This window comes from Arthrobacter sp. NQ4, from assembly GCF_029077345.1.
GTDB lineage: Bacteria > Actinomycetota > Actinomycetes > Actinomycetales > Micrococcaceae > Arthrobacter.
This window is the reverse complement of the sequence record NZ_JARETC010000004.1, coordinates 294,657-319,113: the sequence shown is the minus strand read 5'-3', so window position 1 is coordinate 319,113 and position 24,457 is coordinate 294,657. Positions and strand designations below refer to the sequence as shown.

Below are 24,457 nucleotides of genomic sequence, written 5' to 3'. Positions count from 1 at the left end.
CAGGAAAACAACCTCAAATTCGCTTATTTCATTTCCTCCAGAATTCTGTGAGCATCGTGGCGCGGGCTTTTCCTTCGTTGTATCCGGACTGGGCTGCTGCGGGACGGAGTGACACATCCATTGCGTTGGCTCCGAACATGTGCCCGGCCCCGCTGTCCGGGAAGATGACTTCGACCCTGCTGCCCCCTGCCCGCAGCTCTTCCACCTGCGCCGCCAGCTGCATGCCCCATTCCAGTGGCATCCGCGTTCTGCCACCGAAAGGCGACAGAACCAGGACACACCCGCACCCGGCCGCCAGGTCGGCGTTCTCGTTGCGACGGTAGCCGCCGTCGATATAGCTCCTGTCCCCAATCCGGTACGCCGAGCCGCTGGAGCAACTGGCGGCGACGGCGTCAACCAGGTCGATGCCGCTGGTGCGGTCGAACACTGCCGGGTCCCCGGTAGCCGCATCGACGGCCGTGATCAGCAGTTCATGCTCTGGCCATTCTTCCGTGGGCAGCCGGGCCGCGACCGTGGCCCGCCACCGCTCCGAGGCGTCGTAGGCCGCCGCCAGGTCCAGTGCCGTTGCGCCCATCCTGCGGCGCATGTCCGGCGCATCCACGGAGGCGGCGATGATCCTGCTGGTCCGCTCCAGATGGCCGGACACCGGACTGCCGGACGTTCCCGTGGGACGCGTCCGCTGCGGAAGCGGAGCGTCAAGGACGGCGGCATAGAGTTCGGCGGCCCCGGCGCCGGCAATCTGCGCGGCTGCCGTGGACCCCGCCGATGTTCCAATGACCCGGTCGGCGCCGGTCACGTCCAGCCCGGCGTCTGCCAGGCCGGCGAGGACGCCGATCAGCCACGCGTTGCCGGTGGAGCCACCGCCTCCAAGGACCAGGGCGCGTTTGGATCTTCCCGTCGGAGCGGCGTGCGGGACGGAGGAAGGTGTTGTGTTCATGGGAGTCGCCTTTCGCGAATGTGCCTGTGCGGCGCTCCCGGTGGCGGCTGGGTCAGCCGCTGATCGTCGACTGCGGGGGAGCGCCCATTACGGATACAGCATTCATGGGTCTCACCTCCTGGAGCCGGGTCACGATCAGGGGAATCCTGCCACACGGTGGCTGATGTTCGCAACGGGTAAATTTGAAGCGATGATTTCGATTGACCGGGACAGCCCCATACGTGATGACGTCCACCTGCTCCTGAGCGAACACCTGGCCGACATGTTCGCCACCTCGCCCGCCGAAAGCGTGCACGCCCTGGACCACTCCGCCCTGTCCGCCCCGTCGATCACGTTCTGGACGGCCCGTGAGGACGGCACCCTTTTGGGGTGCGGCGCGCTTAAGCTGCTGGACTCCCCCGCCGGCACGGCGAGGCATGGCGAGATCAAGTCCATGCGCACTACAGCAACCGCCCGGGGACGCGGCGTGGCCACCCTCCTGCTCGGGCACATCCTTGATGCCGCCCGGACGCGGAACCTTGAGCGCGTCTGCCTGGAAACTGGAACCGAGGACTACTTTGCGCCCGCGCGGAGGCTCTACGCCCGGCACGGGTTCACGGAGTGCCCGCCGTTCGCCGACTACGTGCTGGACCCCCACAGCGTGTTTATGGAACTCCGCCTGTTGTCCCACACAAGGAAAGCGGACGACGGCGGGTGGGCCCCCGCCGTCGTCCGCTCCTGAAGCAGCGCTCGATTCAGCTTCCGCCTCCGGTCACCGAAGCTCTGCCTCCGACGCCCGAAGCCGGGCGAATTCCTCCTCCGGGGCACCGGCCACCAGGCGGTGGCGGCTGTAGAAGGCGAAGTAGAGCAGGCCGATGACGAATATTGCCGCAGTGATCGCGGCGGCCTGGACGTCCACGACGAAGGTGGCCACGACCGCGATGACTGCGAGGACGAGTCCGACGGCGGTGGTCAGTGTGCCGCCAGGGGTCCGGTAGGGGCGGTGCAGCTCCGGTTCACGCCTGCGGAGCACGATGTGGGAGAGGTTGAGCAGCACGTAGGACACGGCTGCGCCGAACACTGCGATGTTGATGAGTTTGTCTCCGTCGGCGACGGCGGCCGCGAGGATGAAGCCGATGGCGCCGGGGACGATCAGCGCCCAGGTGGGTGTTTTTCGTGAGCTGGTGCGGCTGAGCCAGGTGGGAAGGTAGCCTGCGCGGGACAGTGCGAAGAGCTGGCGGGAGTAGGCGTAGACGATGGAGAAGAAGCTGGCCACGAGTCCGGCGAGGCCTGCGTAGTTGACGAACACGGCCAGGCCGTCATTGCCGACAGCGCGCAGGGCGTCAGGGAGCGGGCTCGAGGACGTGCTCATCGCCGCCGCCCCGGCTCCGCCCGGAGCAAGAACCAGGACGGACAGGCCGGTGAACGCCAGTACGGCCATTGCGACGATGATGGCGCGGGGCATGTCCCGCTGCGGATTTTCGGCCTCCTCGGCCGCCAGGGGCACGCCCTCAACAGCCAGGAAGAACCAGATGGCGAAGACCAGCGCGCCGAGGATGCCGCCGGCACCATTGGGCAGGAACGCGCTGGCACCGGCGGCGTCAGTGACCGGAATATCGAACAGCTTTGCGGGATCAAAGTGCGGCACCATGCCGATGACGAAGGCGATCAGCGCCACCACGGCGATTCCCGTGATGGCGAACATTGCCTTAAGAGCCTCACCGACGCCAACCAGGTGGATAGCGATGAACAGCGCGAAGCACACGAGGTATACCGGCCAGCCGTCCGTGATGCCGAACAGTCCCAGGCTTTCCACATAGCCGCCGATAAAGACAGCAATCGCCGCAGGCGCTATCGAATACTCGATGAGGATGGCGAGCCCGGTGGCGAATCCGCCCAAACGGCCGAGCGCGCGGCGGGCAAAGCCGTACCCGGCACCGGCCACGGGCAGCGCAGAGGACATTTCTGCAAGACCGAAGACCATGCAGGCGTACATGACGCCCATCAGGACGAAGGCGATCAGCAGGCCGCCCCATCCCCCGGCCTCCAGGCCGAAGTTCCAGCCCGAAAAATCGCCGGAAATCACGTACGAAATGCCAAGGCCGGCAAGGAGCAGCCAGCCTGCGGCGCCCCGCCTGAGGGACCGCTGTTCAAAATAGGCCTTGTCCACGGCCCGCTGGTCCGCGGCCGGAAGGGTTTGAGTCATGGGAGTCTCCAGGAAAGTAGAGGAAGAGGGTGGCTGCAGCCGGAAATGGCGCGAAACGGACGGCTTGGGCAGGTCAGTCGAACAGCCAGGTGGGCGACGCGAGGTAGCGCTCGGCGACAGCCACCGTGCCGGGGATCTGGGCGGCCCACAGGTCAGCAGGCAATGCATCGGAGCGGTGGGTAGTGGTCCAGCCGAGCATCGTCAGGCGGCGGATCATGCTGAGCGCCGCGGCGTGCTTCAGGTCGGACTCCGAGAGGCTGCGGACGGTGCGGTACCCCTCAACCCAGCTCTTGGCGATGTCCGGCGCGTATGTCTCGTGTTCGATGAAGGACAGTGCCGAGGCGAAGTCGTAGAGCAGCCAGGAGAAGCCGCAATCGTCGAAGTCGATCACGGTGAGCGCGCCGCCGTGGATCATGATGTTGGAGGGCCTCAGGTCGGCGTGCACCAGGCCCCAGGCGTCACCTGACACCGGAAGACCGTCGAGCGCCGCAACTGCGGCGAATTCTGCCTGCGCCAGAAGTGAGGCCTGTTCAGGGGTGAGGTTCGCACCCCGCCAGTCACCCCATCTGCTGGACGCGCCCAGCATGTCTGTCAGCTGCCAGGAAAAGCGGGTGAATCCATCCGGCAACTGCCAGCGCTTCACCTGCTGGTGCAGACGGGCTGTGGTGGCGCCGATTTCCGCGTAATAGGGCCTCGGGTCGGCGAAATCCTCCAGGATGTCCCCCGAAACGAAGGCAAACGCGACACAGTGCCATTGGGAGCCGCCCCCGTCCGTGAAGGTATGCAGGAGCTGGCCGTCGGCGGTAGGAACGACGTCGGGCACCCGCACTTCCGCTTCTTCGGCAAGACGCCGGACCCAGGTCAGCTCACCGGCGATCTGGCGGGCATCCCCCACATGCCCGGGGCGGTGTACCCGCAGAACGGAGACGGGGACGCCGTCGACTGTTATCCGGAAGGTGGCGTTCTCGGATACGGCAATCAGGGTGATGACGGTGCGCTGGGGATCCAGGCCCCAGGCTGAAGTAACTTCACCGGCAATCCACTCAGGTGCCGGCTCCCCGCGTCGAAGATTATTGAAGACGGCGAGCGGGGAAGTATCTGTCATGGTGTTCATGGATGCTCCTCGGAGGGCGAGGAGGGTTGGGCTCCGGTAGCGAGTATGGCATGGGCGGCCGCCGCAGGCCGCCTCCGTCCGGAGGAATTTACGGTCCCGAAACAAACCCGCGACACGGAAACAAACCGTTCAAATTTGGCAGGCTTTTCGTAACGCCGGATTCACGTCCGGGCCGATCAGGCCAAGCGCGCCCAAACATACTTGAAGTACCGAAATTGATCCGAGGGTTGGGCCCGTCCGGACATCGTCGAAACGCCACAAACAGCAAGGAACCCACCATGGTCATCCGTTCCACCATCATGGACACCAACAGCTTTCGCGCAGAGCATGCCGATGGATTGGACCCTGAAACCCGCCGGCTGACCGAGCGCCGCGACACCGTGCTGGGAGCCTCCTACCGGCTCTTCTACCGGAACCCCGTCCACCTGGTCCGCGGCGAAGGACAGTACCTGTGGGACGCTGCCGGGCGGAAATACCTGGACGCGTACAACAATGTGGCCAGCCTGGGTCATTGCCATCCTGCTGTTACCGCGGCGGTGACGGCCCAGATGCAGCAGCTTAATACGCACACCCGGTACTTGCACGAGAACATCCTGAACTACACGGACGACCTCCTGTCCACCATGCCGGCCGGGCTGAACAAGGCCATGTACATGTGCACGGGCTCCGAAGCGAACGACCTCGCCATCCGGGTAGCCAAGGCATACAGCGGAGGCGAAGGCATCATCGCCACCAGGGAGGCGTACCACGGCACCAGTGAACTGACCTCCGGGGTATCGCCGGCACTGGGCACCGGACAGCCGCTGGCACCCACCGCACGCCTGGTGGACGCGCCCGACGCCTACAGGCTCGGCGCCGAAGCCGGGCCCGACGGTGCCGGCCTGGGCACCTGGTTCGCCAACCGGATCCGCGCGGCCATCGCGGACATGGAGGCGAACGGCATACGCTTCGCCGGCTTCATCGCGGACTCGATCTTCTCCTCCGACGGCGTCCTCCCGGGCCCCGCAGGGTACCTGCGCGAGGCTGCGGACGTCATCCACCGCGCCGGCGGCATCATCATTGCCGACGAGGTCCAGCCCGGTTTCGGCCGTACCGGCGAGTCGTTTTGGGGATTCCAGCGCCACGGGATCGTCCCCGACGTTGTCACCCTGGGCAAGCCGATGGGCAACGGAATTCCGGTGTCCGGGCTGGTGGCCAAGGCCGACGTCCTGGCCACCTTCAGTGACACCATCCCCTACTTCAACACCTTCGGCGGCAATCCCGTCTCCATGGCAGCGGCGCAGGCAGTGCTTTCCACCATCCGCGCGGAAGGCCTGCAGGAGCATAGCCGGCGTGTTGGGGCGGCGCTGTTTTCCGCCCTGTCCGGTCTTAGTGCCACGCACGGGTCGGTGGGCGATGTCCGCGGTGCAGGACTGTTCATCGGCTTCGAGCTCGTGAAGGACCGCGGCACCCGGGAACCGGATCGTGACCTCGCGCTCGCCGTGCTGGAGCAGCTGCGCGAACGCGGCGTGCTGACCTCGGTGGCGGGCCCGCACGGGAATGTCCTGAAACTGCGCCCGCCGCTGGCCTTCCAGGCGTCCGATATCGATTGGCTCGTGGGTGCCCTGGATGACTCACTGACAGCATTGGGCGCGTAATCCGTACATTTGATCCATGGCAACAGGAACAGACGGGGCAAAAGGAACGGACGGGCAGCCCTCGGCATCGACTCCGGCAGACGCCGCCCATGCCGCTCTCACCCGGTACGCCAGGATGGAGAGGTTCAACCCGGGCGAGCTGATGGGGAGCGAACGGGCGTTGGCCGAACGGCTGGGGATTGGCCGGGCGGTGCTGCGGCAGGCGATTGAGCGGATGGAGGCGGAGGGCACGGTCCGCCGTGTGCTGGGCCGTTCCGGGGGCGTGCTCTTCAATGACGGACGCATCCAGCGCCACCTGAACACGGTGGAGGGGGTTCCCCAAATGGTCCTCCACCAGGGGCGGGCCATCGCCACCCACGTCCTGCGCGCAGAGATGGGGCTCCCGCAGCCGGACGAGCGGCGCAACCTGCGCCTGGGCGGCGGAGACGCGGTGCTGCGCATCCAAAGATTACGGCTTGTGGACGGCCTGTCTTGGTCGCTGGATTTGTCCGTGCTGCCTGCCGCCCGGTTCTCCGGCCTGCTGAACCATCCGCTGGAGGGTTCGCTGTACCACCTCCTGACCTCGGAGTACGGGCTCGAGCTGGACCGCGCCGACGAAACAGTGGAAGCCGTTCCCGCCTCCGCCGAGCAGGCGGACGTCCTCGGCGTTCCAGCCGCGGCGGCCCTCCTGGAGATCCGGCGGCTCGCTTGGGACGTGCAGGGCGCGCCCGTGGAGTATGCCCGTGACTTTTTCCGCGCCGACCGCACCCGGGTGCACATGCAAAAGTACGGGACCAACTGGAAGAGGACGGTCCGGCTGGGACGGGAGTGAAACGTCCGGGCAGCAGCACCGCCTGTAGTCCCACACAAGGAAAGCGGTCGACGGCGGGTGGGCCCCCGCCGTCGACCGCTCCTGTTTGTTCGTGAAGGACCGTGCCGCTGTCCTAAACCTCGCCGCGCCAGCCGCCGGTCTCGCTGCCGCGCGATTCGATGAAGTCCTTGAACTTCCGCATGTCGGCCTTGACCTGCATGTTGTCGATCTTCAGCGCGGCGCCGGCCTTTTCAGTTGCGGTTTCCGGTGCCCATTCGAAATGGACTTTGACCTTGGTGTGGGTGGCATCCAGGGGCGTAAACCTGATGATACCGGCATGCGACTTGCCGTCGGTGCTGCGCCAGGCGATCCGGTCATCAGGCGCCTGGTCAACGATTTCGGTGTCGAACTCCCTCTGGACGCCGCCCACCTTGGTAACCCAGTGGTTGGTGGTGTCGGTCAGCTGCGTCACCGACTCGACGCCGGACATGAACTGCGGAAACGATTCGAACTGGGTCCACTGGTTGTACGCGGTCCGCACCGGAACAGCGACTTCCACCGTCTCTTCAACCTCTTCAACGTGTGCCATCTGCTTCCTCCTCATGACGGACGGCCGCAATGGCGGACTGGCAGCATGGGCCATCCTGCCAATCGGGCAGCCGCCACCTTTGCACGATAAATCCGGCGACTACCCGTGTCCAGACCTAAAACGAAAGCGGACGACGACGGGTGGGCGCCCGCCGTCGTCCGCTTCTTCTGCGCTGCTACTGGCTGAAGGGGACCTTTTCCCAGCTCAGCACGTCGGCGCCTTTGGCGCTGTTGCCGGCCACCGTGAAGCGGACGTAGTCAACTGCGTTGTTGGCGCCGTCCACCGTGACGCGCTGCAGGTTGTCCGCGGCGGGTGAGCCGTAGATGTCCAGCCAGGGTGAGCCCGCGGCGAGGGGCTGGTTTGCGGCCAAGACGTGGCTGTCGCCGTTGACCAGGTAGACCGGGGCGTCGAAGTTGTTGGTTTCCTCGACGATGGCCTGGACGATCCCGCGGAAGCCAGAGACGGTCGCCGGGTTTGCGGTGGCGTCGGCCAGGAGCGACGGATCGAACATGTCGGCCTGCTGCATGAGCACCACGGCGCGGTCGTTACTGCGCCTGGCCTCGGCGAAGGTCTGGTGGATCTGGGCGATGACCGCGTCCGTGCGGTGTTCCACCTCGGCGAGCTGCTCGGGCGTGGCGGCCGTCTTGCCCAGTCCGGTCCACGGCAGGAGGGAGTTGTTGCTGCCCTGGACGTTCAGCACGGAGAAGGCCACCCGGTTCTTCTCGAAGCGGACGTCCTCCGGGAGGCCCAGGTTCTCCTGCGACTTCACCGGCATGGTGGCGCCCAGGGTCTTGCCGGGCTGGTTGAAGAAGACCTCCCGGATCTTGTCCAGGCGCTCCAGCGGGTTGTAGGCCCCGTTGTTGGTGCGGTGGCAGTCCACCCATTCGTTGTCGCCGGGCGTGTAGACCAGCGGGTGGGCGAAGGTGTCGAACTGGGTGCGGATGTAGGAGAAATACTCATCCGAGCAGACGGACGAACCGTTTTTTATATCGCCCACGTGTGCTACAAACTTCAGTTCCATGTCCGCGTTGAGATCCTGGATGTGGGACGGAAACTTGGCGATCTCGGCGGCGCCGTAGGGGATGTCGCCGATGGCGGCGAAGGTGAAGGCCTGGTTGCCGTCGCTGGTGCTGTCCGCCTGGGCTGTTTCGGCGAAGGCGGGCTGGGACGCCAGGAGGCCGAATGCCAAGGTGAGCGCCGCCGTCGTGATTGTCAAAGTCTTTGAAGGCATGGGGGTCCTGCTTCTGTTGTGGGCTGGAGTGGGGGCTCAGGCGCCGCGGGCGGTGAGGAACTGCTGGAGGCCGGCGAGGTCGTCGGTGTTGATGTGGTCCACGCCGGCGTCGGCGAGTTCGGTCCAGACGGCGTCGCGGGCGGTACCGGGCTGGTCCGGGGTGGCCCAGAAGCGGACGCGGTAGCCGTTGGCGTGTGCGGTGGCCACGAAGGCGCGCAGCTTGGCGCGCTCGGCCTCCGGCATGGGGCCGACGCCCTGCCAGGTGAAGAGCTTGGTCCAGTTGTCGCTGACCAGCGGCATCAGAGCGGCGGGCAGGCCGGAGGTGAGGTCGGTGGAGCGGCCGTCGTAGAAGCTGAAGCGCTTGTCCTGGGACTGCATGGTGGCCAGCGGGCGGTTGCCGCTGATGACTGCGGTGACCGGGCCGGTCTTGACGTTGCCGTTGGTGTAGCGGCTCATGATGTCGCGGTGTTCGGCCAATTCCTGCTCGATGGCGGCGTAGGTGGCCTCGCCCTCGCTCTTGATGTCGATCAGGAGCTGCAGGCTGCCGTCCCACTTGGGGTAGACGCTGTGGCCGGGCTGGCTGCGGACCAGGTCCTGGAGTGGGTCGAGGTAGAGGCTCTCGAGCGTGACGCCCTGTTTGGCGTCAGCGAGGTCGTGGGCCACGCGCAGTTCACCGTCGACCAGCCATACGTCCGCCTCGACGCTGGTGAAACCGTGCTCCAGTGCGTCGAACAGGGGGCGGTCGTGCTCGTAGTCGTTGTGGGCATGGGTGCCGGCAAGGGGTTGGCCGACGACGACGGGCGCCGGATTGGGTGCCTCGGCCCCGGCTTGGGCGGGGGCTACGGCTGTCCCGGCCAGGGAGGCGAAGACAGCGACGGCGGCGAGGGTGCTTTTCACGAACACGGGAGTACTCCTGGTACGTCGGGGATGTCCGCCCGGTGATGGGGTGTTCCGGGCGTGAGGGTGCGTGAAAAGACTGCTTGGCCTGGCGAAACGGTTCAGGGCGTCTTGGTTGCATCGTGGTGAACGGCGGGGAACATCAACATCGGGGCTGGCGTGAGTTCCGCAGCCGTGATGGAGCTGGAGGGTGTGTCCTGCGGGCAGCCCAACTAACCGCTGGTTAGGAGACCGCGAGATAATCCACAACCAATGCCTCCAGCACGCTGGCCTCTTCCGGAAGGCAGCCCGGCGGCCAGAGTGTGGGTGCCCGGTCCGGCTGCTCTGCGTTGTACTGACGACCACTTGGAGAAGTCCAGCCCGGCGGCTCATTCCTGGAAGCCGGACCAGGCCTCCAGCCGGTTCGGTGCTTGAGCCGGTGATGTTTGGGGCACAACTGTCCCAGGTTGCTGATTCCGGTGCTGCCTCCGCGCTCCCAGGCCGTGAGGTGGTCCGCCTCATTGTCCTGGCTGTGGTTGCTGCAGCCGGGAAAGGTGCACTTTCCATCCCGCATCCGCAACCACCGCTTTAGCGATTCCGGGAGCCGGTAGCTGGTCCCGCCAAGTTCAAGCGGGGCTCCGTCGCGTGGGTCCACCAAAACCCGGTAGAACGAGTTGGCACCTTCCGCGACGAGTTTTCGCGCCATCGATGCGGGGATGGGTCCGTAATTGTCCAGGTCTGCGGGCTCGTCCGTGGCACCGAGGAGGGAACAGACCGGTACCGTGACCAGCACGTCAGCTTTGAGGGACGGCCCAGGCCCGGCAAGGTCCCCGGTGTCACCGAGCAGCAACTTTGCGGCCAGGTCTGCCCTGAGCTGGGTAAGGGTTCTCGGCTCCTCAGGTCCCTGCAACCCGCGGGCCAGGGCAGACGTCCTGTTCCAGACAGCACAGGCCTTGTCCGCAGCCATGTAAAGCGAAACCCAGGCCATACCGTCCCGGTCCGGCGAGTACTCCATCCGCCGATCCGCGACGGACTTCACGTGCCTGACCGTCAGCGACTCGGGGTGATGGCGTTCCCGCCAGGCACGCACTTTCCGACGGAAACGGCCCGGGACCAGCTCTCCGGCAGATGCACCCCGGGCCGCGTTAGGCGCCTCCGGGTCCAGGAAGTGAGATTCCAAGGCTGTTGCAGCTGCAGCGTCCAGGCTGCTGGTTTCGTCGACCATGATCTGGGCATGCCGCCAGGAGACGGCGCCGGCCTCCATGGCTTTGAGCGTCAACGGAAGAGAGGTGATGAGCGCATGGGCGTCCTGCAGCAGTGCGGATGTGGCTCCCTCGCCGATGGTGAGCGTGCAGGCGACTTCGGCGACGACACTCATGTCCCGCGCCGATGATTCAGAGGCGCTTTCCGCCGGCGCTTCCATGGCGGCTGCGGCCTCGGAATACTCTGCGAGCAGCCGCACTTTCACGGCCGCAGTAGCAGCTTCGATTCGGGCCACGATGCCAAGGCCGTCCAGACAGGACTCGGCAACGTCCCGAAGCGGATCATGACTGTCGACGCCGTGAGCATTATCCGCAGCATCCGACGAACCGCTCAGGACTCCTATTAGTTCGTCCACCAGCCCGGCCAGGGATGCGACGGCACCGGCGAGTCCGGCCGTGCCTTTCGCATCCCCAATCGCTCCGGTTTCCATACCCAAAGCCTGTCACGGGGGTCTGACATTTTGAGTTCGGCGCCGCAACACACCCGCGTCGGCCGTTGACCGCCGCTTCTGCGGACCGATTTGCCATCGCATCTTCGTTCCTGCTGTCCACGGGGACAGCGGAGTTCCCGCAGACTTCCGGCACTGGCACTGGCTTACTGGCAGGCGGCCTGTTGGCGGACGGGGTGACGGTGGGCGGCTCCCGCCGTCGAGAGGGCGCTAAGGACGGGTGAAAGGTATGGCACACATCGGCATAGACGGCGCCATACCGTTACTCCTGGCGAAACGCCGAGATGCCGGTGATCCGCTGGCCCAGGATAAGGGTGTGGACCTCGTCAGTACCTTCATACGTGCGCACTGATTCAAGGTTGTTGGCATGCCGCAGCGGCGAGTAGTCCAAGGTGATTCCGTTTCCCCCCAGGATTGTGCGCGCTTCGCGGCAGATTGCAATAGCCTCCCGTACATTGTTCAGTTTTCCCACGGAGATCTGTACCGGCTGCAGCGTCCCGGCGTCCTTGAGGCGCCCCGTATGGAGCGCCAACAGCGTTCCCTTCTGGATTTCCAGCAGCATATTTACCAGCTTTTCCTGCGTGAGCTGGTAGCCGGCAAGGGGCTTGCCGAACTGGAGACGGTCCCCGGCATAGGCCAGCGCGGCTTCGTAGGAGTCCCGGGCAGCACCCATGGCGCCCCAGATGATTCCGTAGCGGGCTTCGTTGAGGCAGGAGAACGGACCCCTGAGTCCGTGCGCGCCCGGCAGGAGTGCGTTGGCAGGCAACCGGACGTCATCAAGAGTGATGTCGCACTGGATGGAGGCGCGCATGGAGAGCTTTGCACTGATGGGCGTCGCGGTGAAGCCGGGGGTGTCCGTCGGCACGATGAACCCGCGGATCCCTTCGGCGGTGTTGGCCCAGATGACCGCGATCTGCGCCACGGAAGCAAGCCCGATCCAGCGCTTTGCCCCGTTAATGACCCACCCGCCGGCTCCGTCAGGTGCCGCAAAAGTCGCCATGCTGGAAGGGTCGGAGCCGGCGGTCGGCTCGGTAAGCCCGAAGCAGCCGATCTTTTCACCCCGCGCCATGGCCGGCAGGTGCTCGTTCCGCTGCTCCTCGGACCCCCACTTGTGAATGGCGGTCATGGCCAGGGAACCCTGGACGCTGACAAAGGTCCGAAGCCCTGAGTCGCCGGCTTCCAGTTCCATGGCGGCGAGGCCGTACTCGACGGCGCTGCGGCCGGGGCATCCGTAGCCCTTCAGGTGCATCCCGAGGACCCCAAGCTTGCCAAGCTCGGGAACAAGCTCGAGCGGGAAGTGGGCATCTTCGTACCAGCCCGCAATGTTGGGCCTGATCCGTTCATCCACAAAGTCCCGGACAGTGCTGCGCAGTTCCAGTTCCCCGGGGGTCAGGAGGGTATCGAGGTTGAGAACGTCGTCGAAGACCCGGGCGGGTGCGGTTGCGGTTACGGTCACGGTGGTTCTCCTGGCAGGTAAGGGGACAGGTTGGCGGCGGCGGTGGCGTGGTGTGCGTCCGCCGTGATCTCCACCACTGTGCCAGTCAGATTGCCGTCAGATCCAATACCTAATAGTGAATCCGCTGATGCTCCAACTGCATCAATGTGCGGTTCAGGCCGGTGACGGGAGGACCTCTTCCGAGAGCCGAAGGACTTCCCGCAGGGCCGGACTGGCGTTGTCCTTCCGCCAAACCAGCCGCAGTTGGATGGCATCTGCCGGGTCTTCCAGGGGGAGAAAGACGACGCCCGGGTGGCTGAAGTTTTCAGGCACCGAAGAAACCGTCAGCGCGACGCCGATTTCCGCCGCCACCAGCGCCATGAGCGTCTGTGAATCCGGCGCCACCTGGGCAATCTCCACGACGTACCCCGCGGCACTGGAGAGCCGCCGAAGGTGGTCATGGAGGATGGCGCCAGGATGCTCAGGCAACGTAACGAAGGGCTGCCCCGCAAGGTCAGCCATGCGCAGCGAAGCCTGTCCACTCAACGGGTGGCTTTCATACAGCGCCACAACGAGCCGCTCGTTGGCCACGATCCGGGAGTCGAGGACAGCGGGAATGAAGTTCCAGCGGCCCAGGCCGACTTCCATGGCCCCGCCCATGACCTTGTCCATGGCCGGTAGCGCGAAGTTGGAACTGGAGAGCTCAAAGTCGATTCCGGGGTGCACTTCCCTGACACGCTTGGCGAGCCTGCCAACCATCACATGCGAGGAAACACCGGCAAAGGCGACGCGCACGCGCCCGGTTTCGCCACGGCCCACGGAGGCCACCGCCAGGCGGCCCCGCCGGCACCCTTCGAGTATGTCACGTGCCGGACCGACCAACGCCTGGCCTTCGGCGGTCAACTGGACTGTCCGCGTGCTGCGGATAAAGAGGGGCGCCTTTAGTTCATGCTCAAGCCGCTGAATGGAACGGCTCAACGGCGGCTGGGCCATATGAAGCCGGCGGGCGGCCCGGCCGAAATGCAATTCCTCCGCCACGGCAAGGAAGGCCCGGATCTGATGTATTTCCACTCCCGCGCTCAGCTCCTGCCCGGGTAAACGTCATTGTCCATACGCCCAAGATTACCCAAGGAACGCGCCGACGCTGATGACGGACGGGTATCAGTCCAGCACCAAATACGTATTGGACGTGAATCAGTCCGCTTGCAAAGGTTGGTGATGCAGACCACATTGCGGAGGATTTCAGATGACACAACCGATCGACGAATCGGTCTCCAGGCGGCAGGACCAGCCCGCAGGAGGCAACGATAACCACGGCTTTGATGCCCTGGGCAGGGCAAGCGCCGGGCCCCTCGCCGGCATCGTGGTCGCAGATTTCAGCAGGGTGCTGGCCGGCCCATACGCCACCATGCTCCTGGCTGACATGGGCGCCACAGTGATCAAGGTGGAGGGACCCGAGGGTGACGACACCCGTACGTACATGCCCCCTGTCCGGGACGGCGAGGCCACGTTTTTCCTCGCGGTCAACCGCAACAAACATTCCATTGCCCTGGACCTGAAAGACCCGGAAGACCTCGACGTAGCACGTTCCCTGATCAGCACGGCCGACGTCATGATCGAGAACTTCAAGCCCGGCAACATGGCACGGCTGGGCTTGGATTACGCGGCCGCGGCCGAATTGAACCCGGACATCATCTACGCTTCCATCACAGGATTCGGTACCGGAGCCGGCGCCCACATTCCGGGGTACGACCTTTTGGTGCAGGCCGCATCGGGAATGATGAGCCTGACCGGGGACCAGGACACCCAGCCGTACCGGGCAGGCATCGCACTATTCGATGTCATCACAGGCCTGCATGCTGCCATCGGCATCCTGGGGGCGCTGCACCACAAGGACCGGACCGGCGAAGGTCAGCTGGTAGAGCTCAACCTGCTGACCTCGGCCCTGTCCGGCATGGTGAACCAGTCTGCGGCCTACGTATCGGGCGGTGTAGTACCCACCAGGATGGGTAACGAACACCCCAGCATGTATCCATACGCCCCGATGCAGACCGGAGACGGCACCATCATCATCGCGACGGGCAATGACGCCCAGTTCGTCCGGCTGTGCGGGGCGCTGGGGATTCCCGACGTAGCGAGGGATCCGAAGTTTGCGACGACGCTGCAGCGCAACGCCAACCGCGACGAGCTGCGGGGCATCCTCCACGCCCAGTTGGCTGCCCAATCAGCTGACGAATGGTTCCGCGAGCTCTCGTCGGCAGGGCTGCCCTGCGCTCCGATCCAGGACGTCCGCGGCGGCGTCGAGCTGGCTGAACAGCTGGGGCTAAGGCCGGTAGTGATGGCGGGCGAAGGGGAACGGAAGATCCCCACGGTCCGACACCCTGTCGAGTATTCCCTCACCCCGGTGGACTACTCACTCGCACCGCCCGAGTTGAACGCAAGCTCCGGGCTGGTGCGGGACTGGCTGCTGAACCGGAAAGCCCTGGTCGATGCCTGAAACCTACCGGACCCGCGTCTGCCCCCGGTGGTCCGACCAGGACCTCAATGGGCACGTCAACCACGCCGCCGTCGTCACCCTCCTGGAGGAGTCAAGAATCAAGTGGCGATCCTCGATGCCAGGAATACGTCAAGCCGAGGCAACCCCCACGGTGGTGGCCAGCCTCGACGTGAACTACCGGCGGCCGGTGCATCACGGCGAAGACCTGGAGGTTGAACTGACCGTGATCAGGATCGGCACGAGTTCATTCAGCCTGGAATTCAGGGGCAGCCAACACGGCGCAGTCGCCGTAGACGGCCGGACCGTGCTGGTTTCAGTCCATCGGGACACTGGCAAGTCCCGGCCGTTGGCCGAACACGAGCGCCACTGGCTCACCCTTTTCCAACCTTCACAAGGAAACACGGACCCGCAGCGTAAGCGGGTTCCCGATCACACACCACTGGAGTTCTCTCGATGACACCGGAAATCGCCGCGAACGGCACCGATTTTTACCTTATGGACGATTTCCTCAGCGCTGAGGACCGGGCGCTCCGGCTCAAAGTCCGCGCCTTCGTGGACAAAGACCTGCTGCCCGTCATTAATGGCTACTGGGAACGTGCCGAATTTCCCGTCGACCTTGTTCCCAAGCTTGCCGGGCTCGGCATCGTCGGAACAACCATTCAGGGTTACGGATGTCCTGGGCTAAGCCGGCTTGCCGCCGGGATTGTTGCCGCGGAGATCTCCCGCGGCGATGGTTCCGTTAACACCTTCCTCGGCGTCCAGTCCGGACTGGCGATGGGAACCATCAACATGCTCGGCAGCGAGGAGCAAAAACAGCGGTGGCTCCCCGGCATGGCAGCCCTTGGCAAGATCGGCGCCTTCGCCCTGACCGAACCCGAGCACGGATCTGATTCGGTGGCACTCGAAACCAGCGCGCGCCGGGATGGGGACAGCTACATCATCAATGGACGCAAGCGCTGGATCGGCAACGCCAGCATGGCCGACGTCGTCATCATCTTTGCCCGCGACGAAGCAGACGCGAAGGTAAAGGCGTTCGTGATGGAGCGGAACGGGGACGGCAGCTTTCCGGACGGATACTCCACCGAAGTCATCACCGGCAAGATCGGCAAGCGGGCGATCCTCCAGCCGGATATCACCCTCGATAACCTCCGGATCCCGGCCGCCAACCGGCTCCCGGAATGCCACTCGTTCAAGGACGTCACCCGCGTACTGACCTCAACGCGAAGCGGCGCGTCCTGGGAGTCCTACGGCCACGCAATGGCTGCCTACGAGATCGCACTGGACTACGCGAAGACCCGCCAGCAGTTCGGCAAACCCATCGGCAGTTTCCAGCTCGTGCAGAACAAACTGGCCAACATGCTCGCCGAACTGACCGCCATGCAGCTGATCTGCTTCCGGCTGGCCGAACTCGCCGAAGACGACCGGATGACCGGGCCCATGGCGTCACTCGCCAAGATGCATACGGCACGGAAAGCCCGCTGGATCTGTTCCGAAGCGCGGGACATGCTCGGCGGCAACGGCGTACTGCTGGAGAACCACGTGGCGAGGCACATGACCGACATGGAGGTTGTCTCCACTTACGAAGGCACAGACTCCATCCAGTCCCTGCTCGTAGGCCGGGAGATCACCGGCCTCTCCGCCTTCAGCTAGATGCCCGCTGGGCTTCGGCAGCACGACATTAACGAAATCCATATACGCAAAGGAATAGTCATGAGCAACTTCACGAACCGGGTGGCCGCGGTCACCGGAGGGGCGCAGGGCATCGGTGCTGCCACCGCGCTGAAACTGGCCGCAGGGGGTGCCACCGTCGTCGTCCTTGACCTCAATGAGGACCGCGCCAAGGACACCGCACAGCGCATCTCGGACCACCCGGACGTCCTGGCGGCAGGTGGAAAAGCCGTTGCCGCCTGCTGCGATGTCACGGATGAGGAAGCCGTGGACCGGGTGTTCGATGACATCCACAGGGAGTTCGGCCGCCTGGACATCCTGGTAAACAACGCCGGCATTACCCGCGACAATATGTTCTTCAAGATGGAGCGGCCGGACTGGGACTCCGTCCTGACCACCAACCTCACCAGCGCCTACCTCTGCTCGCGCGCTGCCCAGCGGTACATGGTTCCGGCCAAGTACGGAAAGATCGTCTCGCTCAGCAGCCGCAGCGCACTGGGCAATCGTGGCCAAGCCAACTACGCTGCGGCAAAAGCCGGCATCCAGGGTCTGACGGCGACGCTCGCCATCGAACTTGGTCCGTTCAACATCACGGTCAACGCCGTGGCACCGGGTTACATCGCCACGTCGATGACTGCCGCCACTGCCGAGCGTGTCGGGGCCAGCCCGGCCGAACACCAGCAGGCGGTCGCGGAGCGCACCCCGCTGGGACGCGTCGGCCAACCGGAGGAAGTCGCCGCTGCAGTCGCTTTCTTCGCCGGTGACGACTCCTCCTACATCTCCGGTCAGACCCTCTACATCAACGGCGGGGCGCGCTGATGCCCGAGGCATTCCTCGTCGGAGGTGTCCGCACGCCCGTGGGCCGTCACGGCGGCGCGCTCGCGACGGTCCGCCCCGACGACTTGGCCGCCCTGGTGCTGCAGGCCGCCGTGGACCGCGCCAGCGTCGATCCTGCCGCCGTCGACGAAGTAATCCTCGGCTGCGTCAACCAGGCCGGGGAGGACAACCGAAACGTTGCCCGGATGGCCGCGCTACTGGCCGGCTTCCCGCATGCCGTTCCGGCCGTGACGGTCAACCGGCTGTGTGCCTCCGGGCTAACCGCCATCGGCATGGCGGCGCAATCGGTGCGCAACGGTGACGCCGACCTTGTAGTGGCTGGCGGCGTGGAATCCATGACCCGCGCGCCGTGGGTCATGGCCAAACCGGAGAAGCCGTACGGCAAACCGGGTGAAGTCGCGGACACCTCAATCGGTGCACGGTTCACTAACCCGCGGATGGAGTCCGGGGCGCTGTTTTCCATGCCCGAAACGGCAGAAGAAGTGGCTGGCCGGGAGAAAATTTCGCGTGCGGACGCGGACAGCTTTGCACTGCGCTCGCACAACCTGGCTGTGGCGGCGATCGACGCGGGCCGTTTCAAAGATGAGATAGTCCCTGTTCCGGTCAAGGGCAGGCGGGGGGAAGTCTCGCTGGTGGAGACCGATGAAGGGCCCAGGCGGGGGTCAAGCGCTGATGCCCTCGCCGCCCTCCGGCCCATCGTGGCGCCCGGTGGAGTGGTCACCGCTGGCAACTCAAGCTCCCTCAACGACGGTGCATCCGCAGTAGTAGTCGCCAGCGGCGAGGCCGTGGAGCGCTACGGGCTCACCCCGCGGGCCCGCATCGTCACCAGCCAAGCGGCCGGTGTGGCGCCGGAAGTGATGGGCATCGGCCCGGTGCCTGCGACTCAAAAGGCACTGGCCAAGGCTGGCTGGGGCCTGGCGGACGTGGGCGCCGTCGAACTCAATGAGGCGTTCGCAGCGCAGGCGCTGGCCTGCATGCGGCTGCTTGGTATGGATGCAGGAACTGTCAACAACGACGGCGGTGCAATCGCCTTGGGGCATCCCCTGGGTTCCTCCGGTTCAAGGATCGTCGTCACGCTGCTGGGGCGGATGGAACGCGAAGACGCCAACCGCGGCCTGGCCACCATGTGCGTCGGCCTGGGCCAGGGCGTCGCCATGCTGCTGGAGAGGGTCTAGATGAGACTGTTCAAGGACGCCGCCGAGCTGGCCAGCATGACGGGACAGGAAATCGGGGTCAGTGGGTGGCACACTCTGGACCAATCCCAGATTCAGGCCTTCGCCAACGCCACACTGGACCAACAGTGGATCCACACGGACCCGGAGCGGGCCGCCGACGGACCGTTCGGCACCACCGTCGCGCACGGTTACCTCAGCTTGTCGATGCTGCCGTACCTGGCTGGCCAGGTGTATCGCGTTGATGGGGCTGCGATGATCATCAACTACGGCCTGAACAAGGTACGGTTCCCTGCCCCGGCCAGGGTCAACTCACGCATCAGGGACCGGCTGACGCTGGCCTCAGTGAGCGAGACAGCCAGCGGACGGCAGCTGCAGTTCCATCACCTGATCGAGCTGGAAGGCTCGCAAAAGCCTGCCTGCATAGCGGAGACTGTCTCCCTGCTCCCGAGCTGAGCTGCTCCTGAAGACCTTGCACCACCATCCGAACAACGACGTTACGGCTGGGCCTGCCTGCAGGCCCTTTCCGAGGGAGAAACCCCATGAGCACAGAAAACTCAAACCTGAAATACGTCGACGCTGGCCTCCAGGGGTCCGCGTCGGAACTGAAGGTGTCGCCTGCTGAACTGCGCCGCACCTCAGTTTCGTCCTTCCTTGGTTCCGCGTTGGAATACATGGACTTCACGCTTTATACCCTGGCGGCGGCGCTCGTTTTCGGGCCGCTGTTCTTCCCCAATACAGACCCTGCCATGGCCTTGCTCGCCAGCTTTGCCGCTTTTGGTTCCGGATTCCTCGTCCGGCCCTTGGGCGGGGTCTATTTCGGCTACCTTGGGGATAAATACGGGCGGAAATCCGTCCTGGTCATAACCGTGGGAATGATGGGGATCGCCACTCTGGGAATGGGTCTTTTGCCCACGTTTGCCCAGATCGGGGTCATGGCTCCCATCCTCCTGGTGCTCCTGCGGCTTATCCAGGGCTTCGGCGCCGGCGCCGAGCTGTCCGGGGCCTCGCTGCTGCTGGTGGAATCCGCCCCGTCGAATAAGCGCGGATTTTACGGCGCCGTGGTGGCACTGGGAACGGCAACAGGTGTGCTGTTGGCCAGCGGACTGTGGCTGCTGCTCTCGCAAATGCCTAAAGACGAGTTCCTCGCCTGGGGATGGCGTCTTCCCTTCCTGCTGAGCGTCGGTACCACCCTTGTGGCACTGTACTTGCGGCGCAGTGTGAGCGAATCACCGGTCTTCGAGGCGGTGAAGGCGCGGCGGGCAGCGGCGCGCCTGGAGGCCAAGCAACAAAGCGTCTGGCGTGACGTTGCCGATTCCAAGAAGGCCTTCCTCGTCTCGCTGGGCATCAAACTCGGCGAAAACGGCTCCGTGTACCTCGTCAAGGGATTCCTTATCGGATGGACGGTGTCTGTGGTGAAGATGGACCCCAATCTGGTCACTACGGGCGTGACGCTCGGCTCCGTTTTGGGCGTGCTTACGGTCCTGCTGACCGGTAAGCTCACTGACCGGTTCGGCCGACGCAAAGTTTGGCTCTGGCTCTCCGGGTTCCAGTTCGCCTTCACCATTCCCGCGATGCTGATGATCGAAACACGGAACCCCGTATTGGTGGCCCTGGTCTTCGTTGTTTATGTAGGCGGTCCGCTGCCGAACCTGTATGGCGTGGAGTCCACGTGGCTGGTGGAGATGTTCGGCTCCAAACGTCGCTTCTCCTTTATGACGACCGTCAAGGAAATTGGCGCCGTTCTGTCCGGAGGTCTTGGCCCCATTATTGCTGCCAGCGTCGTTGCTGCGACCGGACCGGGGTGGATCCCAGTTGCCGGAATCCTCATGGCCTACGCGGCAATCGGTTTTGCGGCAGGCTTCTTTGCCCCGGAAACCAGGGGCCGGGACCTCAACGCGGAGGCAGACGCGTTCTAGGCCCACAAAAGCGGGCGACGGCGGGAGCTCTCAGCCGTCGCCCGCTTTCGAGCGTCCAGTCGCGGCAGGCCTTAGACCTCCGCCACCGGCGCCGCGAACTGCGCCTCATACAACCGCGCGTATGCCCCGCCGGCAGCGAGGAGTGACGCGTGCGTCCCCTGCTCCACGATCTGCCCGTTCTCCATCACCAGGATGAGGTCGGCGTCGCGGATCGTGGACAGGCGGTGCGCAATCACAAAGGACGTCCGGTCGGACCGCAGCGCGCTCATCGCCTTCTGAACCAGCACCTCCGTCCGGGTGTCCACGGAGGACGTCGCCTCATCCAGGATCAGCACAGAAGGCGAAGCCAGGAATGCCCGCGCAATCGTCAGCAGCTGCTTCTCGCCGGCGGAGACGTTGGAGCCTTCGTCGTCCAGCACGGTGTCGTACCCCTCGGGCAGGGACTTCACAAAGCGATCAACATACGTCGCCCGGGCAGCTTCCAATACGTCTGAAGAGGAAGCAGCAGGCCGGCCGTACGCAATGTTGTCGCGAATGGTCCCGCCGAACAGCCACGTGTCCTGCAGCACCATCCCCATCCGCGAGCGCAGGTCGTGCCGGCTCATGGTGGTGATGTCCACACCGTCCAAAGTGATGCGGCCGCCGTCGAGCTCGTAGAACCGCATCATCAGGTTCACCAGCGTGGTCTTGCCCGCCCCGGTCGGCCCCACAATCGCCACCGTCTGCCCCGGCTCTGCCACCAAGGACAGCCCACTGATCAGCGGCTTGTCCGGCGAATACGAGAAGGACACATCCTCAAACACCAGCCGCCCCCGGGCAGCACCGTCAGGGCTTTGCAGCGAAGCCCCCACAGGATCCGGTGACTGTTCCTCCGTATCCAACAGCTCGAACACACGCTCGGCAGAGGCCACCCCTGACTGCAGCAGGTTCGCCATGGACCCCAGCTGCGCCAGCGGCTGAGTGAACTGCCGCGAGTACTGGATGAACGCCTGCACATCGCCCAGCTGCATGGCCCCGGACGCCACCTGCAGGCCACCCACCACGGCGATCCCCACGTACACCAGGTTCCCGATGAACGTCATGGCCGGCATGATCAGCCCGGAAATGAATTGCGCCCCGAAGCTCGCCTCATACAGCTCCGCGTTCTTCTGCCGGAACCGCTCCCCCACCTCGCGCTGCCGGCCGAACACCTTCACGAGTGCGTGCCCGGTGTAGGTCTCCTCGATCTGCCCGTTCAGCTCGCCGGTGTTCTTCCACTGCTGCACGAACAGCTTCTGCGAGCGCTTGGCGATCAGCGTGGTGATCCCCAGCGTCAGCGGAATGGTCACCAGCGCGATCAGCGCCAGCGTGGGCGAGAGGATGAACATCATCACCAGCACGCCCAGCACCGTCAGCACGGACGTCACGGCCTGGCTGATGGACTGCTGCAGGCTCTGCGAAATATTGTCCACATCGTTGGTCACCCGGCTGAGCAGCTCACCGCGCTGGATTGAATCGAAGTACCGCAGCGGCAGCCGGTTGATCTTCGCCTCAATCTGCTCGCGCAGCCCAAACACGGTCCGCTGCACCACGCCGTTCAGCACATACGCCTGCCCCCACATGAACGCCGAGCCCAGCACGTACAGCACCAGCGCCCACGTCAGCACACTGGCCAGCGCAGAAAAGTCGATCCCCGCGCCCGGCGTCAGCGTCATGGCGCTGAGCATGTCCGCCTTCTGGTTCTCCCCCGATGCCCGCAGCATCGCAATCAACTGCGCCTGCGTCATCCCCGGCGGCAGCTGTTTGGACACCACGCCGGAAAAAATCAGGTTGGTGCCCTCGCCCAGCAGCCGCGGCCCAATCACCTGCAGCACCACGCCCGCCACAGCCATGGCCAGCACCAGCATCAGCCAGAACCGCTCCGGCCGCAGCGTGCCCAGCAGGCGTTTGGCGGAGCCGCCGAAGTTCATCGCTTTCTCCGCCGGGACATTCATCCCGGCAAAGGGGCCGCCATGCCCGGGGCCGCCGCGCGGCCGTGGAATGCGTACGACGTCGGCCTGGCCGCCTGCGGAGGCGGGCGCGGCTTTGGTGCCGCGTGCGGGGGTGGATCCGTGGCTCATACCGTCTCCTCCGCTGCCAGCTGGGACGACACAATCTCGCGGTACGTCTCCGATGTCTCCAGCAACTCGTGGTGCGTGCCCTGCGCAACGATCCTGCCGTCGTCGAGCACCAGGATCTGGTCCGCATCAACAATGCTGGACACCCGCTGGGCGATGATCACCATGGTGGCGCCGGCGATGTTGCGCTTGAGTGCCTGACGCAGCCGGGCATCGGTGCCGGTGTCCAGCGAAGAAAACGAATCGTCAAAAATGTAGAGCTCGGGCCGCTTCACCAAAGCCCGGGCGATGGCCAGCCGCTGCCTCTGGCCGCCGGAGACATTGGTGCCGCCCTGGGAGATGGTCGCATCCAGCCCGTCCTCCATCTGCTCCACGAAGTCCCGGGCCTGCGCAATCTCCAGCGCGCTCCAAAGCTCATCCTCGGTGGCATCCGGGTTGCCGTACAGCAGGTTGCTGCGAACGGTGCCGGAGAACAGGTAGGGCCGCTGCGGCACCAGGCCGATGTGCCCCCACAGCAGGTCCGGGTCCAGGTCGCGGATGTCCACGCCGTCCATCAGTACCGCCCCCGAGGTGACGTCGAAGAGCCGCGGCATCAGGTTCACCAGGGTGGTCTTGCCGGAGCCGGTGCTGCCGATGATCGCCGTGGTCTGCCCCGCGCGGGCGGTGAAGCTGATCCCGGACAGGACGGGCTGGTCGGCACCAGGGTAAGCGAATCCGACGTCGCGCATTTCCAGCTCACCGCGCCGGACCGCGCTGGTGACCGGCTGCTTCGGCGGCAGGACGCTGGAACTGGTGCCCAGCACCTCGCCGATCCGGTCCGCCGATACCGACGCCCGCGGGATCATCACCGCCATGAACGTGGCCATCATGACGGACATCAGGATCTGCATCAGGTAGCTCAGGAACGCGATCAGGGTTCCCACCTGCATGGACCCGTCCTCGATCCGGAACGCGCCGAACCAGATCACGGCCACGCTGGAGACGTTCAGGATCAGCATGACGGTGGGGAACATCAGGGCCATCAGCCGGCCTGCCCGGAGCGCAACATCGGTAACGTCCGTGTTGGCGCCCGCGAACCGTTCCGTCTCCATGTCCTCCCGCACGAAGGCCCGCACCACCCGGATGCCGGTGAGCTGCTCGCGCAGCACCCGATTGACGGTGTCGATCCGGGCCTGCATCTTGCGGAACAGTGGCACCATGCGCGTGACAATAAGGCCGACGGCGATCAGCAGCACCGGGACGCACACGGCAATGAGCCAGGACAGCTGGGCGTCCTGCCGGATAGCCATGATCACCCCGCCGATGCTGAGCATGGGCGCGGCCACCATGAGCGTGGCGGACATCAGCACCAGCTGCTGGACCTGCTGGACGTCATTGGTGGAGCGGGTGATCAGGCTGGGCGCGCCGAACCTGGTGACCTCCTGCTCGGAAAACTGCCCCACCCGCTCGAAAATGGCCCCGCGCAGGTCGCGGCCCAGGCCCATCGCCGCCTTGGCACCGAAGTACACGGCCACCACGGCACACGCGATCTGCGCCAGGGTGATGAGCAGCATGATGCTGCCGGTGGACAGGATGTAGCCGGTATCGCCCCGGGCCACGCCCTGGTCAATGATGTCCGCGTTCAGCGTGGGCAGGTACAGCGACGCGATGGACTGCGCCAGCTGGAAAACCACGACGGCGGCCAGCAGCGGCCGGTGCGGCCGCAGGTATTCGACAAGCAACTTCCAGAGCAAGGCGGCTCCAACCTGACGGAATGTCCACAA

The 24,457-nt window shown here is 65.1% G+C and carries 21 protein-coding genes; 10 read left to right on the top strand and 11 right to left on the bottom strand.

The window, feature by feature from the left end:
* Positions 1-28: 28 nt before the first annotated feature.
* A complete protein-coding gene (locus PUN51_RS10015) occupies positions 29-937 on the bottom strand; it encodes a patatin-like phospholipase family protein (RefSeq protein WP_275180777.1) in 909 nt (302 codons plus the stop codon).
* 190 nt (positions 938-1,127) lie between these two features.
* Here PUN51_RS10015 and PUN51_RS10010 point away from each other — a divergent pair, with 190 nt between their 5' ends.
* Positions 1,128-1,658, top strand: coding sequence for a GNAT family N-acetyltransferase (locus PUN51_RS10010; RefSeq protein WP_275180776.1), 531 nt, complete (start codon positions 1,128-1,130; stop codon positions 1,656-1,658).
* 30 nt (positions 1,659-1,688) lie between these two features.
* Here the strand turns inward: PUN51_RS10010 and eat are convergent, their stop codons facing one another.
* The gene (gene eat / locus PUN51_RS10005; protein ID WP_275180775.1) at positions 1,689-3,122 is read right to left on the bottom strand and encodes an ethanolamine permease; all 1,434 of its coding nucleotides are present in this window, start codon (positions 3,120-3,122) and stop codon (positions 1,689-1,691) included.
* A 73-nt stretch (positions 3,123-3,195) separates the two neighbouring features.
* Positions 3,196-4,236: a phosphotransferase enzyme family protein gene (locus tag PUN51_RS10000; protein ID WP_275180774.1), complete on the bottom strand. Its 1,041-nt coding sequence runs from the start codon at positions 4,234-4,236 to the stop codon at positions 3,196-3,198.
* A gap of 278 nt (positions 4,237-4,514) precedes the next feature.
* Here PUN51_RS10000 and PUN51_RS09995 point away from each other — a divergent pair, with 278 nt between their 5' ends.
* A complete protein-coding gene (locus tag PUN51_RS09995) occupies positions 4,515-5,873 on the top strand; it encodes an aspartate aminotransferase family protein (protein WP_275180773.1) in 1,359 nt (452 codons plus the stop codon).
* 16 nt (positions 5,874-5,889) lie between these two features.
* On the top strand, positions 5,890-6,684 hold the full coding sequence (locus PUN51_RS09990; protein ID WP_275180772.1) for a GntR family transcriptional regulator: 795 nt from the start codon (positions 5,890-5,892) through the stop codon (positions 6,682-6,684).
* A 112-nt stretch (positions 6,685-6,796) separates the two neighbouring features.
* Here PUN51_RS09990 and PUN51_RS09985 read toward each other — a convergent pair whose 3' ends face one another.
* From PUN51_RS09985 to PUN51_RS09960, 6 genes are all read right to left on the bottom strand, one after another.
* Entirely contained in the window at positions 6,797-7,252 is a 456-nt protein-coding gene (locus PUN51_RS09985; RefSeq protein ID WP_159630441.1) for an SRPBCC family protein, read from the bottom strand.
* Positions 7,253-7,427: 175 nt separating this feature from the next.
* Positions 7,428-8,483 carry a hypothetical protein gene (locus tag PUN51_RS09980; RefSeq protein WP_275180771.1) on the bottom strand — a complete coding sequence of 352 codons (1,056 nt, stop codon included), beginning with the start codon at positions 8,481-8,483 and terminating at the stop codon, positions 7,428-7,430.
* Between the two features lie 36 nt (positions 8,484-8,519).
* Complete coding sequence (locus PUN51_RS09975) at positions 8,520-9,386, bottom strand: phosphatidylinositol-specific phospholipase C/glycerophosphodiester phosphodiesterase family protein (protein ID WP_275180770.1); 867 nt, start codon at positions 9,384-9,386, stop codon at positions 8,520-8,522.
* Positions 9,387-9,603: 217 nt separating this feature from the next.
* A complete protein-coding gene (locus PUN51_RS09970; protein ID WP_275180769.1) occupies positions 9,604-11,052 on the bottom strand; it encodes an HNH endonuclease signature motif containing protein in 1,449 nt (482 codons plus the stop codon).
* 280 nt (positions 11,053-11,332) lie between these two features.
* Positions 11,333-12,526, bottom strand: a complete 1,194-nt coding sequence (locus PUN51_RS09965) for an acyl-CoA dehydrogenase family protein (RefSeq protein WP_275180768.1) — start codon at positions 12,524-12,526, stop codon at positions 11,333-11,335.
* Positions 12,527-12,679: 153 nt separating this feature from the next.
* Positions 12,680-13,576, bottom strand: coding sequence for a LysR substrate-binding domain-containing protein (locus tag PUN51_RS09960; RefSeq protein ID WP_224023138.1), 897 nt, complete (start codon positions 13,574-13,576; stop codon positions 12,680-12,682).
* 175 nt (positions 13,577-13,751) lie between these two features.
* On the opposite strand from PUN51_RS09960, the gene PUN51_RS09955 reads away from it, so the two are divergent.
* The 7 genes from PUN51_RS09955 to PUN51_RS09925 all read left to right on the top strand — a co-directional run bounded on the left by PUN51_RS09955 (position 13,752) and on the right by PUN51_RS09925 (position 20,598).
* Positions 13,752-15,002, top strand: coding sequence for a CaiB/BaiF CoA transferase family protein (locus PUN51_RS09955; protein ID WP_275180767.1), 1,251 nt, complete (start codon positions 13,752-13,754; stop codon positions 15,000-15,002).
* On the top strand, positions 14,995-15,459 hold the full coding sequence (locus PUN51_RS09950; protein ID WP_224023142.1) for an acyl-CoA thioesterase: 465 nt from the start codon (positions 14,995-14,997) through the stop codon (positions 15,457-15,459). The genes PUN51_RS09955 and PUN51_RS09950 overlap by 8 nt, the downstream gene beginning before the upstream one ends.
* Positions 15,456-16,652 carry an acyl-CoA dehydrogenase family protein gene (locus tag PUN51_RS09945; RefSeq protein ID WP_275180766.1) on the top strand — a complete coding sequence of 399 codons (1,197 nt, stop codon included), beginning with the start codon at positions 15,456-15,458 and terminating at the stop codon, positions 16,650-16,652. Before PUN51_RS09950 ends, PUN51_RS09945 begins: the two co-directional genes overlap by 4 nt.
* Before the next feature lie 60 nt (positions 16,653-16,712).
* The gene (fabG, locus tag PUN51_RS09940; protein WP_224023146.1) at positions 16,713-17,489 is read left to right on the top strand and encodes a 3-oxoacyl-ACP reductase FabG; all 777 of its coding nucleotides are present in this window, start codon (positions 16,713-16,715) and stop codon (positions 17,487-17,489) included.
* Positions 17,489-18,682 carry a thiolase family protein gene (locus tag PUN51_RS09935; protein ID WP_275180765.1) on the top strand — a complete coding sequence of 398 codons (1,194 nt, stop codon included), beginning with the start codon at positions 17,489-17,491 and terminating at the stop codon, positions 18,680-18,682. Before fabG ends, PUN51_RS09935 begins: the two co-directional genes overlap by 1 nt.
* Positions 18,683-19,135, top strand: coding sequence for a MaoC family dehydratase (locus PUN51_RS09930; protein ID WP_224023150.1), 453 nt, complete (start codon positions 18,683-18,685; stop codon positions 19,133-19,135).
* A gap of 86 nt (positions 19,136-19,221) precedes the next feature.
* Positions 19,222-20,598, top strand: coding sequence for an MFS transporter (locus PUN51_RS09925; protein WP_275180764.1), 1,377 nt, complete (start codon positions 19,222-19,224; stop codon positions 20,596-20,598).
* A gap of 71 nt (positions 20,599-20,669) precedes the next feature.
* Here PUN51_RS09925 and PUN51_RS09920 read toward each other — a convergent pair whose 3' ends face one another.
* Both PUN51_RS09920 and PUN51_RS09915 read right to left on the bottom strand, forming a co-directional pair.
* Positions 20,670-22,697, bottom strand: coding sequence for an ABC transporter ATP-binding protein (locus PUN51_RS09920; RefSeq protein WP_275180763.1), 2,028 nt, complete (start codon positions 22,695-22,697; stop codon positions 20,670-20,672).
* On the bottom strand, positions 22,694-24,427 hold the full coding sequence (locus PUN51_RS09915; protein WP_275180762.1) for an ABC transporter ATP-binding protein: 1,734 nt from the start codon (positions 24,425-24,427) through the stop codon (positions 22,694-22,696). The genes PUN51_RS09920 and PUN51_RS09915 overlap by 4 nt, the downstream gene beginning before the upstream one ends.
* Between the last annotated feature and the right edge of the window lie 30 nt (positions 24,428-24,457).